Annotated in this window: 10 protein-coding genes; all 10 read right to left on the bottom strand. The window is 58.8% G+C overall.

What is annotated here, in order from left to right; translation table 11 throughout:
- Positions 1-2: 2 nt before the first annotated feature.
- The gene (locus AAFG07_RS31765) at positions 3-1,226 is read right to left on the bottom strand and encodes a GFA family protein (RefSeq protein WP_342723672.1); all 1,224 of its coding nucleotides are present in this window, start codon (positions 1,224-1,226) and stop codon (positions 3-5) included.
- Between the two features lie 125 nt (positions 1,227-1,351).
- Positions 1,352-2,194 carry an electron transfer flavoprotein subunit beta/FixA family protein gene (locus AAFG07_RS31770; RefSeq protein WP_342723673.1) on the bottom strand — a complete coding sequence of 281 codons (843 nt, stop codon included), beginning with the start codon at positions 2,192-2,194 and terminating at the stop codon, positions 1,352-1,354.
- 868 nt (positions 2,195-3,062) lie between these two features.
- A complete protein-coding gene (nifA, locus tag AAFG07_RS31775) occupies positions 3,063-4,886 on the bottom strand; it encodes a nif-specific transcriptional activator NifA (protein ID WP_342723674.1) in 1,824 nt (607 codons plus the stop codon).
- 182 nt (positions 4,887-5,068) lie between these two features.
- Positions 5,069-5,905, bottom strand: coding sequence for an SDR family oxidoreductase (locus AAFG07_RS31780; RefSeq protein ID WP_342723675.1), 837 nt, complete (start codon positions 5,903-5,905; stop codon positions 5,069-5,071).
- An 848-nt stretch (positions 5,906-6,753) separates the two neighbouring features.
- Positions 6,754-7,866 carry a nodulation protein NodZ gene (locus AAFG07_RS31785; protein ID WP_342723676.1) on the bottom strand — a complete coding sequence of 371 codons (1,113 nt, stop codon included), beginning with the start codon at positions 7,864-7,866 and terminating at the stop codon, positions 6,754-6,756.
- An 83-nt stretch (positions 7,867-7,949) separates the two neighbouring features.
- Positions 7,950-10,064: a carbamoyltransferase gene (locus AAFG07_RS31790; protein ID WP_342729298.1), complete on the bottom strand. Its 2,115-nt coding sequence runs from the start codon at positions 10,062-10,064 to the stop codon at positions 7,950-7,952.
- Between the two features lie 325 nt (positions 10,065-10,389).
- A complete protein-coding gene (locus AAFG07_RS31795) occupies positions 10,390-11,178 on the bottom strand; it encodes an ABC transporter permease (protein ID WP_342723677.1) in 789 nt (262 codons plus the stop codon).
- A gap of 3 nt (positions 11,179-11,181) precedes the next feature.
- Positions 11,182-12,102 carry a nodulation factor ABC transporter ATP-binding protein NodI gene (gene nodI, locus AAFG07_RS31800; protein WP_342723678.1) on the bottom strand — a complete coding sequence of 307 codons (921 nt, stop codon included), beginning with the start codon at positions 12,100-12,102 and terminating at the stop codon, positions 11,182-11,184.
- Position 12,103: 1 nt separating this feature from the next.
- Positions 12,104-13,813, bottom strand: coding sequence for a nodulation protein NodU (nodU, locus tag AAFG07_RS31805; protein WP_342723679.1), 1,710 nt, complete (start codon positions 13,811-13,813; stop codon positions 12,104-12,106).
- A gap of 23 nt (positions 13,814-13,836) precedes the next feature.
- Positions 13,837-14,457 carry a nodulation methyltransferase NodS gene (nodS, locus tag AAFG07_RS31810; RefSeq protein WP_342723680.1) on the bottom strand — a complete coding sequence of 207 codons (621 nt, stop codon included), beginning with the start codon at positions 14,455-14,457 and terminating at the stop codon, positions 13,837-13,839.

Below are 14,457 nucleotides of genomic sequence, written 5' to 3' on the forward strand. Positions count from 1 at the left end.
GTTCACTCCAGGGCTTGATCTTCAAGGGAAGCTTTCATATCTTCGTGCATCGAGCGGAACGCCTGCTCCCAATGCTCGCCTTCAAAATCATCTATTCTTATGCTGTCGGTCGTTCTTCTATCCAAGCATCCAACATTTACGCTGAAGCCGGAGGGGTTCGATCCCGGCCTATAGAATGGCTCTACGCCACAAACCCGGAAAAGCGGGCACTTGCTCGTGCCTGGTGACAAGCTCAGCATTGCGTCCGGCGAACAGTGCCTCACCTCGTACCAGTTCGACAAGAACATCGCTCGACACAGAACTCCAGATATTTGACATATCGAGCAACTGCATCGAACTGCTGACAGCTCTCGCGGCGCTCGGACGCTGAACTTGACAGCACGACAATGACGACGGCCTTGGTGTTCGATCTCCGCTCGACCATCTCCCTCGAGTGCGACAATTCGGAGCAGATCGCGGCACCACTGCAAACTTAGCCGATAGGCTCGATCGAATTCATCGAAAAAACGACCATTGCTGCCAGCCGGTACAAGTTCACGAATGAGACGGGTTGTCATTTCTCCGCGATATTTCTCCGCGGGATCTTCTCCGCCGACATGACTGCGGAAGTACACAAGATCGTCGAAACGCACATCAAAGGCCTTGACCAGAGCAGTCCACAGTGACCGGATCATTTCCGCAGCATGCAGCTCGAAAGCGACCATGTAGGCGCAACGCACGACGGGGTCTTTCGATGACAGTCCGGCAAAGAGGGAATGCAGGTACCGCTTCGTTGTGGCGCTGTAGTTAGGCTGTGTTGCCCTGCCGAGCAGTCGCGATGCATCTTGTCTAAGCAGGTTTGAGTGGACGTTTTCAGTGGCCAGAATATCGGGCAGCGCCGCCTTGCCGCCTTGGAGAACTCGGCCATAACCACCCGTCTCATCCCAACAGATGAAATTTCCGACCACGCTGGTCAGTTCAATATCTCTCGGAAGGTCTCGGTTGTGATGGATTGCATCGAATATGAGATCCTTTTGCGACCCCGCTTGCAGGTACGGGAACGCCTGTGACATCGCCAAGTATTCAGGCAGCAGGCTGGCAAGTTGGTCTTCAGACAACTCCGCAGCGAGCGGATGCGGGCCGAACAGAGCTCGCGCCTGCGCAGTCAAATATTCGCAGAATATCCGCGATGGCTGATCCAGTGCAAAGTGAGACGCTTGAGAAGACCTCATTTGATTCCTAGCCATGCGGAGAGAACGATCCTTGACGGGGCCACTTCGTGTCCGGGCCCACTATTCGCAGTAGCGAGATCGATCGTTCGCTGGGTCTACGGTCGCGTTCGCCATTTTGTCGTCGCGACGGCTCTTCATGATCACGTATCACGGGCTAGTGCTGCGAGATCGGTTTCGAGCTTCGGTTGATGCTTGAAGATGGCGTCAATCAACGCCTGCGCTGGTTGCTCGGTGGCCTCAACCAGCGCAGCTTTCTCAGCCCGCGCCGAGGGAGCGAACACGCGCTTGACGACCGTCGGCGAGCCCCTAAGACCGCATTTGGAGACGTCCTCGACACCGGCATCGTGCGCGTTCCACTTCACGATTGGCACGCGCGCGGCACGCAAGGCATCCGCCATTGCGCCGCGTCGAATCTGGTTTGTTGCCTCCAGCATGGTGATGAGACAGGGCAGCCTCGTGTGCAGCACCTGGACGCCACCTTCGGAGCGTCGCTCCGCTTCGATTGTACGGGCGGTGAGATCCAGGGATCTGACCTTGGCGACGTAGGTAAGCTGCAGCACGCCGAGCCGCTTTGCGATGCCGGGTCCGACCTGCGCGGTATCGCCGTCGATGGTCTGCTTGCCGGTAAAGATGAGGTTTGGGGGGCCATACTCCTTACCAATTTTTCGAATGGCTGTTGCCAGTGCATACGTTGTGGCCAGGGTGTCGGAGCCCGCAAAGCAGCGATCGGTGAGCAGTACCGCGCGATCAGCACCGAAGGTCAGCGCTTTTCGCAATGAGTCTTCGGCCGATGGCGGCCCCATCGTAAGCACGGTTATCTCGCCGCCGAACCGATCGCGCAGCTCCAGCGCGGCCTCAAGCGCGAAGAGGTCATATGGGTTGATGATGGTCGGCACGCCCTGACGCATGATCGTATTGGTCACGGGGTGCACGCGGATCTGCGCAGAGTCGGGAACCTGTTTGATGCAGACGACATTGTGCACGGAGTTGCTCCAAAAGTTGCGATGGCTGCGGACAGAACAGCAAGTGTTGTACCATCGCACACGATTCGAAATCACCTAGCTATGACAACGGCTTAGACGAGGCGGATGTGCCCCTCTGGTTTGGTATTCCTGACGAACGAATACCGACACACGTAGGAGCTGCGACAACGCTGTTCCGCTGGGCACGCGCGCTGAGTGACGCCAGGATCGCTTGCGACAGATGACCGTCGTTAGTCACAAGCGGGCAACGTACCGGTTGATGGTGAACAAAGCGCAGTCGGGCTCACCACGGAAACGTCTGGCCTCGTAAGCGAAATAGCCGCCGTGTTCGGCGGCATGGTGAAGCGGGCCAGGCGGGCACAATTGAGACAGGATCAAGGCTGCGTTAACGAGCTCGCGCTCGAGATCCCTGAGCAGACGTGTTCGAGGATCTCGTGAAAACGCCAAGGGCGAAGTTGACGCTCGGTCGTTCAACGGTAACGGTGTCTGGTTTCGACGCTGCCAGCGCTTGGTTCGCTTCGAGAATTGCCGCTGGCCACTTCGAGCTTGATCGGCGGATGCGCTTGACACCTCGCTTGACGTCGACCAACTGAACCATTCCTCAGGGCTCTTGAACGAATAGGCGCCTGGGTGATGCTCTGCATTTCGTGACGAGCAACTCCATCTCTCGACGAACCAAGCGAACTCGCGTTGCGACAGCGGCTCTCACAAGCGGACAGATCCTTTTGCTCGTGGCCAAGCTGCCGCCGAGGCGGACCATTCCCTTCAGATTGCGACGGGATTGGAGGCCCCGAACGACGGAGATTGCCCTCTTGGTCATTTTCCTCAACTGTGATGGTCGCAGCTCCAGTGGCTATGGTCCTTGGGTTCAGAACCGCTTGATCTCGATTCCGTATTTCCTCAGCGCGTAGCCAATCTGGCGCGGCGTTAGTCCGAGCACACGTGCTGCCTTTGCCTGCACCCAGCCAGATTTTTCCATGGCCGCAATGACCCGCTCGCGATCGGCCACCTTCGCGCCACTTACGAGGACTGTGCCGGGCGGCGCCAGCGAGGCCACCTCGCCGCCGACGGACGAGACCGGCGCGGCCGCTCCAGATAGTGGGATAATGGACTTCGCAGGCACCGGCACAGGCGCTGCCGGTTGGACTGTCATCTCGTCCGATGTACTTCTCCACAGCATCGCGGAAAGGCACTGGCCATGGCAGCATGCAAAGTCATTTCTCACGATCGACGGTCCGGCGGACAAGGTCGCTGTGCGCTCGATGCAGTTTTCGAGTTCGCGGACATTGCCTGGAAAGCCGCAGTTCATCAGCACATCGATCGCGCTCGCCTCTAAGGTTAGCGTACGGCCGTTCTCGCTGTTGAAATTCCTGAGGAACTCGCCGGCCAGCAGCGGAATATCACTGCGCCTTTCGCGCAGCGGTGGCAGCAGCAAGGGAACGACGCTGATGCGATAGTAAAGGTCTGCGCGAAACTCATTCCTTGCCACAGCCTCTTCAAGGTTCTTGTTGGTCGCAGCTATGACACGAACATCGACCTTAATCGTCTGGTTGCTGCCGACGCGCTCGAACTCCTGCTCTTGCAGGACTCGCAGTAACTTCGCCTGGAACGCGGCCGAAATCTCGCCGATCTCGTCAAGAAATAGCGTCCCTTTGTCAGCAAGCTCGAAGCGCCCTTTGCGCGAGCTAAACGCGCCGGTAAAGGCTCCTTTCTCATGACCAAATAATTCGGACTCCAGGACTGTCTCGGGCAGCGCCGCGCAATTCAGCTTAACGAAAGGCCGCTTGGCGCGGGACGACGATTCGTGAATAGCCTTGGCTACGAGTTCCTTTCCGGTGCCCGATTCGCCGCGCAACAGAACCGTGCTGTTCGATTTGGCTACAACCGCGATCTTCTCGAGCAGCCCGCGCAGCGCCGAGCTGTCGCCAATGATCCCATGGACGTGTACTTTCTTACGCTCCCGTGCAGGCTGCTTAAGCTCGAACAATTGCTTTTGTAGCCGGTCCTTCTCCACCATCAGTCGCTCGCGGTCGCAGGCGAACAGCCGATGCAGCCTCACTGTCTGTCCCACCAGGTTGGCGACCATGGCAAGCAGCCGCGCGTCATGATCGAGCCGGAGACTCGACCTGTCGTCACGGATGCGGTCGACCGTCAGCGTACCCACGACATTCGGATCAATGCGAATTGGAACTCCGATGAACGATACCGGCACTTTATCGGAGGCGCCGAGCACTTCCAGGTCCGCCGCGCCGAATGCCGGCTCGGCTGCCACGTTCTCGGCGACAAGGGGTCTCTCCGTCGCGACGATCTGGTCGATGGCCTTCCGCGGCAGGTGCATCCGGTAGCGCTCGTCGCTGCCTTCGCTCCAGCCGGCGCCCACGGTAATGTCCGGCATCCCGTCATCGTCGAACAGTGAGACGATGCCGTGTCGCATCTCCACAAACGACTGCAGAAGATCGATGACGTTGGCCAACGTGACTTCGAGCCGGCAAGGAGTTGTGAGTATCTTCGATATTTCGAAGATCCCGGTCAGAGCGCTCTCGCGCAACGGCTCGACCAAAAGCTCGCGCTCCGTCTCCGGGTGTAAGGTCGGTCTTTCGCGTGCGGAAGCGATATGCAGCATGGGGCGGTCTCCGTTGTTTTGATCATCCTCCCTGGCAGCTTGTTCGGATTTGCGAGCTTCGTTTTGCATGTCATTCTCGATCTAGCGCCTGGTGTTGACGAGATGACATAGACGGGTAGCACCTTTTCATGGCACGACGGTAAACTTACAGTGCGTTGATTTTCTTTTTCGGAATAGATGCGCGACGTTAGCGTAGAACGCAAGTTCCACTGCTGCAGCTCAAGTCAGCTGCGTTGTTAGGCCCGCTCGTTTCACAGATGTTGCCCACCATTGATCGGCACCTCGGCCCCTGTGACGTAGCTTGCGGCGTCCGAACATAGGAAAAAGATGACCTTAGCCACCTCATCGGGCGTTCCCACTCTGCGCAGCGGGATACTTGGCACGAGCCGCGCTTCTGTATCCGGCGACAACATCTCCGTCTTGATTTCGCCGGGCGCGATCGCATTCACGCGAATGCCATGCGGCGCATAGTCGTGGGCCATTTCCCGTGTGAGACTTGCAAGGGCAGCTTTGGACGTCGCATAGGCGCTGCCGGCAAACGGGTGCACCCGCGAACCCGCAATCGAAGTCACGTTGACAATCGATCCTGACGCGGCCCTTAGCTCGTCAAATAGACCCTGCGCCAGCAGGATCGGGGCCACCAAATTCAGATGGAACACCCTCATCCAGGTTTCGGTCGACGTCGTCAGCGACGTCAGCCGGTCACCATCGGGCGTTTTCGGCGAGATGCCGGCATTGTTCACTAGCGCGTGCAAAGGTGCGCCCGCCAAGCGTCTCTTGACCTCAGTGATTACGCGCGGCAGCATTCGATGATTGCTGAGGTCGGCCTGGACATGATCCTCGCTCCCGGACTCCCACGGGCATCGCTCACCCTCGAACGGTTGGCGCGCGCAAGAAATGATGCGCCAGCCCGCCTCCGAAAACAGTTTAGCAGTGGCGTGACCAATTCCGCGCGATGCTCCGGTCAGCAACATCGCCTTTTGTTCCCCCCGATGGACGCGGACTTTATCGGCTTGAGAGGGACAACCCAAGTGTGTCGCCGACAGCGGACCTCCAATCGGATCGTCATTTGGCAGATCGAGACCCACGCCCGCCTCCTCTCCTCCAGCGCCGCTGGCGAAGCCCTAGCAGGATTTGGGCCACCACGATGCACGCAAACGGGCTCCGGTTTTGCGTCCTAATGTCGCGCACGCGGAACGCTTGGCGGGTTCGCGACACGGCGTGTTTGCTTTGCGACAGCGACGGTGCATCACCTACAAAATACCGAGAGCAAGCTCGCCCCACTGCTAAGACCACGCTACAAGGCTGCGCTCTCTTTCGTGATCGCGCAACCGGAGGAGCGAGCGGATGGACAGCGCCTCTCATCGGAGCACCGATAGGTCGGGATAGCGCCGCCCCAGCAGTCGCTGCCAACTTGCGATCGAAACCTGACGTTACCAGCTTCGCACGTAAGGTTTGCCTGACGCTCACTTCATGGCGCTCTGCCCTGTTGTGTCCAGCAGTGACTCATCGCCGCGCGGATCGATTTCGCGACCACGAGCTGGCGCACTGAATCTCCAGCCCCACATAGTCGATTCCGAATACGCCAGTCCGCGTGAGCGAGTGTGCCCGACGGGCGCGACGGAACTCGCCGGCTCAACGGAGACCTTTCGATGACTTGGTCCGCGATCGGCCACCGGGACGGTTCCGCTTGCGGGTCCGCACGAGGCGAAGACGAAGATGTGTTACACCGTTTAGCGCCCGGCAGTGCGTTAAGGCCACTCTTGTCGAGGTCGAGCTTCAGCGGAAGGCACTCCGGCCGCAACATCTTTCTCTTCTGCAGTGAAAGGTGGCCTCGGAGCGTCAGTTCGGGCAAAAAACTGCCGCGCGGAAACATAGTGACAGTACTGCCGGATGCAAAGAGCGGCCACCAGATCGATGAAACCGGTTACGACTTTCATAAGGCCACGAGCTCTTGCGAGGTGTCTTCAATCAAGATCAATCGGCTCGGATCGTTCAAATCGAATTCTATAACGCGTGGCGCAAAGAGGCGTGCATAACGCGTGAAGGCGCTCGTGGGGGGGAAACGAATCACGGTGTCGCACCGCGCAAGGAGATACATCTCGATGAGGGCAGAAAAGCCCCCGTCGGTTCCAAGCGCGGCACTGTGCAACGGCCCGGCCTCAGGCGCCTGGAAACGTTTTGGGATCGTGAAAACCTCGGGACATATTGACGAAACCTTCGCAAGGACGAGCGCGCTGTCCGTGCATAGGAAGGCCCTCACAGGTTTTGCGTGGGGCAAGGCCCTGGCCTTGTCGATGGCATTACAGACCTGCCTCAAGGCGCGCTCCGGATCGGCCCAGTAAGGAGCATGCCCCATAATATCCTCGCCGTTGCCGTGCCGAACATGAATGCCGATCATGCTGTACGGCTCAAAGTGCTCCCGGTAGATGGCATCAACCCGAGCCTGAATTTCTGATCGCGGTTTGATGCTCCGAAATATTTCTCGTTCAGCATCCTGATCGCAGCGCCACATCAAGCACGCGTCGCACACAACGGTGCTAGCGTCACTATCTTCCTGGCTTTCGAACAGCTGGTCGAGTTCATCGCGCTCCCGGAAAATCTGTTCGTCCGGCCGATAGACGCAGTCTATCGAGGGCTTGTTCCACCATGCCGGGAAGAATGGTCCCGGAAATGAGCGCTGGTTGATCTGATCGTCGCAGATCACCCGTACGCCAGCAATGTCTTGAATTGGTTCGAAGAAGACTGGAAAGGCATTGGTGAATGGTTGATCGAGATAACAAGACCCCCGCCAATCGATGGCAAGCGTCCGTCCGGTCCGCTTTGCAAAACGCCAGGCTGCAGCGAGCGACCATAGGCAGTCGCCGAACCCCGTACGTCGCCGGGAAACAACAAACCGATCATTCCTCGAACCGCTAGGTATCAGCATTGCCTCGTTCCCGGCTCCCTGTTGGACATGAGACGTCATTGGAGACGCCTCACGTATGATTTCGTCCGATGTCATCGTCGGCATTCGCGGTGCCGGCGAACTGCGTCGGTAGAACTTCATAGCAGCGATATCCCTGTTGTGGCGGGTTCTCTCAACGCTTTCGACCTCTTCTATTCAACGGTGTCGCGTCGACATCGCCGATCTCAGCCGGATGCCGATTGCAACCGAACCCGCTGGCCTGCCTCTTCCCCAGGTGGACGCGTAGACATAGCCGAACTCATGAGCTCCGGTTGTGCTTCGCCTTGCGTTGCATTGCAGTCGCAAACAGCGCGTGGCGGATGCAGCCGGACGCGGCGCTGCTCCCACACGAGCCGCAGCTCCTTCACGAGGTCTTCACGCTTGGCCTCGTCCAATTCGGTTGTGTCGAGAAGCCAGCCGAGCGACGCCTCACCCTCAATCCGCATTAGCAGCTCGAAAAGCTCATGTGAGACACGCATGCTGTCGTGGCCCGAACCTCCCGTGCGGATCTCGCAGACCGTTTCGTGACGATTTCGCGCTGTGTGGGAGCGAACGCGATGAAGGGATGCATAGGGCGGCAATGAAACGCTCAGTGCAGACCAATCCTGCCGTGTTGGTGCCCGCTTCTTGACGAGGAAGGGCCCAACAACAAGTCCATCCAGGTCAGTCGTCAAGAACGTGGCGATCGCGTCTGAAACGGACTCCACGATCGGCTCGGCATTGTTGTTAAAGGACGTATTTAGAAGTACTGGGATGCCGGTTCGCTTCTTGAACGCATTAATCACATCCCAATAGGCGGGGTTTGTCTTGCGCGATACTGTTTGCAGCCGGGCGGTACCATCAACGTGCGTGATCGCACCGAGCACGCTACGCTGTGCTTCACGCACACGAACCACGAAGTTCATGAACGGAAACTCCCGCTTGCCGTCTGGGAGCTCAAAGAACTCGCTCGCATTCTCCTCCAGCACCGATGGTGCAAACGGACGATAGCCCTCGCGCTTTTTGACCATCGCGTTGATCCGGCCCTTATTTTCGGCCGGCCGAGGGTCCGCAAGAATGCTGCGGTTGCCAAGCGCACGCGGCCCGAACTCAGAGCGGCCCTGAACCCAGCCGATCACGGCGCCATTTGCCATCCAGTCGGCCGCACTGCCCGCTATGTCATCACTTCGTTGAACATCGAGATGGCCGGACCATGCATTGAGCTCCTGTTCGATGGCTCGCTCGTTCCCGAGACCGGGCCCCCAATAGACGTCCTGCAGTCGCTCGCGCGGCACTGGCTTGCCCAACTCGTTAGACATCATTAGTGCGGCGCCTAGTGCGCAACCGGCGTCGTGCGCCGCGGGTTGGACGAAGATGTCGTCGAAAAGTCCGGAATAGAGCAGCCTACCGTTCACGGTGCAGTTGTGCGCTACCCCTCCAGCCAGGCACAAGCGCGTCATGCCGGTCGCTTCGCGATGGTGCCGCAGCACGTGAAACACGATCCGCTCCAACGCCTCCTGTAGCGAAGCGCTGACATCCCGATGCTGCTGCGTGAATGGCATTCCCTTTCGCCGGACCAGGATGCTGCGGAGCAGGGCCGGACCGATTCGATCCAGGTGGACGCGATAGCCACCATTGTTCAACAACTCGTAGAACTGCGCGAAGAGCTCGCGATAGGGAGTGGGGTCACCGTAGGGGGCAAGTCCCATCACTTTGTACTCGTCGAACAACCCGTAGCCGAGATATCGGATCGTCTCGAGATAGAACAGCCCCAGAGAGTTATGTTCTGGGAAGCTAGCGAGTCGCGTAATGTCGGTGCCCGACCCAACAGCCAAGAGGCCCGAGAGAAAATCGCCACCGCCGTCGACCGCAAAAATGAGACTTTGCTCGAACCCAGACATGGCAAACGCGCTCACGGCATGGGCTTCGTGGTGATTTACGAAGGAAACCCGCGACGCGTCGACCTCGGCACCGAACTCCCTTGCCAGCAGCTGCCGCAGCACTAGTTTGGCGTCCAACGGAATGGGCTGGGAAACACACAGGCGCTCGAGCATCGTATTGCAGTAGGCTTCAGTCGCGTAGAACGCGATACGGTCGATCTCGCCAAGCTCGACTCCTGCAGTAGAAAGGCAGTATCGGATCGCGTTGCTGGGGAACTTGTTGGAGTGCTTGACCCGATTGAGACGCTCCTCTTCGACGGCAGCGATAACGCGGCCATCCCGCACAAGAACTGCAGCGCCGTCGTGCAGAAATGTATTCGGTAGCTCGGGCGAGCTTTCATAGACTCTATCCAGACCGCCACTCACTCCCAGACACAACATCACCTTCTCCATTTAATCATGACAGGAATGTCAACTGCCGTTCCACCTACGTAGTCCGGACTGTCGCGTTGCGTCGGCTGCGCAGGGCCAGACAGCACAACCCGGACTCTCGCAAAATCAGTCCCGACGCGTAGCGATCGGCGAGCGCAATTGAGGGGCTGGCGCTCGCACCGATCAACCGAACAAGCGGCCGTAACCTGGCTTGATCGCGTCCTTTTAAATCCATACAGCTACTGCTGTGGCAGGTCGGGTCGTCTCGCGCCACCGCAGAGGGCGTCGTGCGACCCCATCGATTGAGCTTTCTCCGTTTTCGCAGAGTTTCATGTCAACGCAGCAGGCGGCGCCGAAACAGTGCCGTCGATACGAAGAAGGGCAATATCGCGTACATGCAAAGCGCACCGACATGCAGGGCAGCGCCGTCGGCTGTGCGCTCAAGCATCGCCGGACGAATGAGGTCGACCGAATGTGCGAGCGGCAGCAAACCGGCGAAGTGCTGAAATGAGCCGGGCAGTTGGCTCATCGGAAACACCGCACCACACAGAAACACCATAGGGGTAAGGACAAGCGTCTGGTAAAACACGAAGTAATCGTAACTTGGCGCCAGAGATATGACGACCATCGCCAGGCTGGCGAAGACAAGGCCGGTAAGGGCGACTGTTGGCACCGCATAGAAAATGGACGGCCAGGATGCATAACCCAGCGTGGCAGCAACAATCCCGATCGCAGTTCCAGCCAGAACGGACTTACTGGCCGCCCACACCAATTCCCCTAGAACGATATCGCCAAGCGTGAGCTGTGTGGACAGAATAGCTTCCCAGGTGCGCGCGGAATCCATGCGAGCAAAGGCTGCATACAAGGTTTCAAAGGTCGCAGCTGTCATGGCACTGGTCGCGACCATGCCCGCCGCCAGAAACGCGATGTAAGAGGTTCCCTCGACGCGCCCCACGATCAGCCCGAGGCCAAAGCCAAGGCCAAATAGATTGGTTATGGGATCCGCGAGGTTGCCAAGAACCGATGCAAGTGCGACTTTCCTCCATGCTAGGAAGTTTCGACGCCACACCGCGATCCAGTTGTACGCGTTAGCGGGCATCACCGCCGTATAACCTTCACCCATCGCTCACTTCTCCATCTCGCGCCCGGTCAGCCGCAAAAACACGTCTTCGAGATTTGCCGGACGCTGCAGAATACGAAGGCCCGCTCGCCCGCGCAGTAGCACGCGTATCTGCTCCGGATATGGAGCGTAACAGAAGAGTGTCTCTCCACTCGTTTCGATGTGTCGCGCATGAGGCCTGATCAGCTCACAGAGCTCATGAGGATCACCGCCAAAGATCTCGATCACGTTGCAGCCGATATGCTCGTCGATCAAGGCGTCGGGCTTGCCTTCAGCGATCTTGCGTCCACCCTCGAGGATACACAGCCGATCGCATAGGCGTTCTGCCTCTTCCATGAAGTGTGTGGTCAAGAGGATCGTCTTGCCACGCGAAAGCAGAACTCGCAGGCGTTCCCAGATCAGATGGCGTGCGTGTGGATCTAGACCAGTCGTCGGCTCGTCCATCACCAGCAGATGTGGGTCATTGATCAATGCACGCGCCAGCGTCAACCGCCGTTTCATGCCACCGGACAGCTCGGCGACGCGCATGTCCGCCTTGCCTTCGAGACGCGCGAACTCAAGCAACGACGGCACGACTGCCTCGATCTTGCGAGCGCTCAAGCCGAAGTAACGACCAAACACCAGCAGGTTCTCTCGTACCGTGAACTCGAGTTCAAGGTTATCGAACTGCGGCACCACGCCGATGCGCACACGTGCTACACGAGCGCGTGCCGGCACAGGCTCATTAAGGACTGCAATCTTGCCTGCGTCCGGCGAGATCATGCCGAGGAGCATACGAGCAATCGTGCTCTTGCCAGCTCCGTTGGGGCCGAGCAGGCCGAAGCATTCTCCGCGCGCGACCGAGAACGATAGCTCATTGACGATGGTCTTGTCGCCAAAGGCCTTTCTTACGCCGGCAAGGTCGATTGCTACGGTGGACATGCTCATCTTAGGCAGGCAGAAGTCGTTCAGCCGACGTTGGCTTGCGTACGACCGTTTTGGTCCAGAGCAGGCCGTCGCACCAGACATGTTCGACGCGTCCCCATTGGCAGGCTGCGGCAGCATCCGGGAAGAACCCACGTCCGTGGAGGTTGGCACTCGTGTTACAGAGTAGCGGAATGCCCGTGAGTTGCTCAAACTCGACGAGGAGCTCGGCGATCTTGTGCGGAGAGTTGCGTGAAATTGTCTGCAATCGCGCAGAGCCGTCCAGATGGACGACAGCGGGGACCTTGTCGCGCCATTCCGCTCGAGTCTGGTGATCGAACAGCATGTAAGGATCTGGCGTACCCGGGCTGAATATCTCTGGCGCCCGGTCCTCCAGGCAGATCGGCGCAACCGGCCGAAAGTGCTCGCGACGCTTGATGTCGTTGAGATGATCCTTCATCGCAGGCGAGGTCGCGGCTGCAAGAATGCTTCTGCCGCCCAACGCCCGCGGCCCAAGCTCGGCGCGCCCGGAAAGAAAGATTACTGGCTTGTTGCCGGCGAGAATGGCCGCCAGCTCACGCAGACTACACGGCGCGGCCTCCCATTCTGACGGAATTTCGCTGGTCTGCAGGGCCGGACCGCTGTAGACCGACCATTCCAGCGGCGCGAACCCACTTTGCGCCGCTATCGCACTGCAAGCAGCACCGATTGCCGAGCCGCTGTCATTCGGAAATGGCGGCACCCAGACATCATCGAACAGTCCCGTTGCGCGAAGCGCGGTATTCCACTTGATATTGAGACCACACCCCCCGGCTACACATAGATTTCGCGCTCCCGGAAGCGACGAATACCGCAGCAAAACCATCGCGATTTCCTGAACAAGAAGACGTTCCAGGAACACATGAAACGACGCAAGGACGTCCTCCGCTGGTTTGGCCTTCAGGTGCAGTGCGCTCGCCTCGAAAAACTCGTGCATCGCTGCAAGCGACGCTTCCGCATTGGAGATGTCCGCGCGGTAGCGGCGAGCCTGTTCCGTGTCCGCCGCGAAGCGCCTTTCGTAGAGCTCCTGAAACACCGCCACAATGCTTTCGTCGACAGAGCCAAGCGCGACGTAAGCCATCAGCTTACCGGCGATGCCTAAGTCCCAATTGGCGCGATCCGGCTGCCTGTACGGCCCGAAGTGAAGGCCGGCGGCAGCGTAGGCGTGACCGATCATCGGAAACAGGCACCCTATGAGCCGCGCGCCCCGAGGTTCAACATAGTAAAGCCGTGGAAAGATGCTGCCGTCCCATACCAGACAGAACGCGGGCTTTCCCGAGATGGCGAAGGGGCTGGTGCTATACGCTGACGCGACGTGGCCCGTGACGTGCGGGTAACTCTTATAGGGAAACACCTTGCCGCCAAGGATCAAGCCAAAGCCGTCAACGGAATCAAAAAGGCCCTCGGCATGGCGCTCGACATATGGCGCCCCTTTCAGCGCGATCGGCACCGCCCCACTGAGGACCTGGAATTGCGATTCGATCTCCCCATCCCAGCCGTCGATGACGAACTGATCAATATCTCGCGGATCCAGGCCATGCTCTGCCAATGCGAGCACAACTGCATCGAGATTGTCGATGGACTGATAGCGCGGATTGTTGCCGCGTTTCTCTTGCTCGGTACAAAACACAAGCTGCCCGTCCTCGACGACAGCAACTGCCCCGTCATGTGTCAACTTGATGCCGCAGATGCGCATACGACCCCCTGGCCTAATGACCGCTATTTTGATTGTTCTAACGAGTGGCTCAGCTTCCGGAACAGGACGAGCAAGTATTCTTCGTTGACCGACTCCGTGTGGCAATGCAGACGCTCGATCTCCGATAGACTCTCATTGAAGAGGGACATCAGCGTCTCAGCACCAGCAGCATGACCCCAGCGCCGACACGTGGCATCGCGCGCGGATCCGAACAGCAGAACGCCGTTTGGTGCAAGCATACTCGCCACGTTGCGGACCGCCGCGTGCATCTCGGCAACGTCCTTGAGATAGTAGAGACTCTCAGCTACGACGATCAGATCGAACTGCTCAGCCGTCGAGAACTGTTGAATGTCGCAAGTTATCCACGTGATATGCGACCACCTCTTGGTCCGTTGGCGCGCGCGCTTAATCGCCTGCGGCATGACATCGAGCACGGTGATTCGTTGGCAGTGCGGTGCCAGCATCTCTGTGAATGCGCCGACTGCACATCCGACCTCCAGGGCATGCCCAACATCCCCGTTGCAACGCAAGATCCGGAGCATTTGCGCGTACCGCTCCTGCTCGAACGAATTGCCGTCGAGACGCCATGGCTCGTCGACAGCCAACTCGCGCTCTAGTAGCTGATGGTTGTTGTCCGCTATCAC

It is taken from the genome of Bradyrhizobium sp. B097 (assembly GCF_038957035.1).
Classification (GTDB): domain Bacteria; phylum Pseudomonadota; class Alphaproteobacteria; order Rhizobiales; family Xanthobacteraceae; genus Bradyrhizobium.

What these genes read in the sequence shown, in the direction of transcription:
- AAFG07_RS31765 (WP_342723672.1), bottom strand. Translation starts at nt 1,226, where the DNA reads ATGGCTAGGAATCAAATGAGGTCTTCTCAAGCGTCTCACTTTGCACTG.
- nifA (WP_342723674.1), bottom strand. Translation starts at nt 4,886, where the DNA reads ATGCAAAACGAAGCTCGCAAATCCGAACAAGCTGCCAGGGAGGATGAT.
- AAFG07_RS31785 (WP_342723676.1), bottom strand. Translation starts at nt 7,866, where the DNA reads ATGAAGTTCTACCGACGCAGTTCGCCGGCACCGCGAATGCCGACGATG.
- AAFG07_RS31790 (WP_342729298.1), bottom strand. Translation starts at nt 10,064, where the DNA reads ATGTTGTGTCTGGGAGTGAGTGGCGGTCTGGATAGAGTCTATGAAAGC.
- AAFG07_RS31795 (WP_342723677.1), bottom strand. Translation starts at nt 11,178, where the DNA reads ATGGGTGAAGGTTATACGGCGGTGATGCCCGCTAACGCGTACAACTGG.
- nodI (WP_342723678.1), bottom strand. Translation starts at nt 12,102, where the DNA reads ATGAGCATGTCCACCGTAGCAATCGACCTTGCCGGCGTAAGAAAGGCC.
- nodU (WP_342723679.1), bottom strand. Translation starts at nt 13,813, where the DNA reads ATGCGCATCTGCGGCATCAAGTTGACACATGACGGGGCAGTTGCTGTC.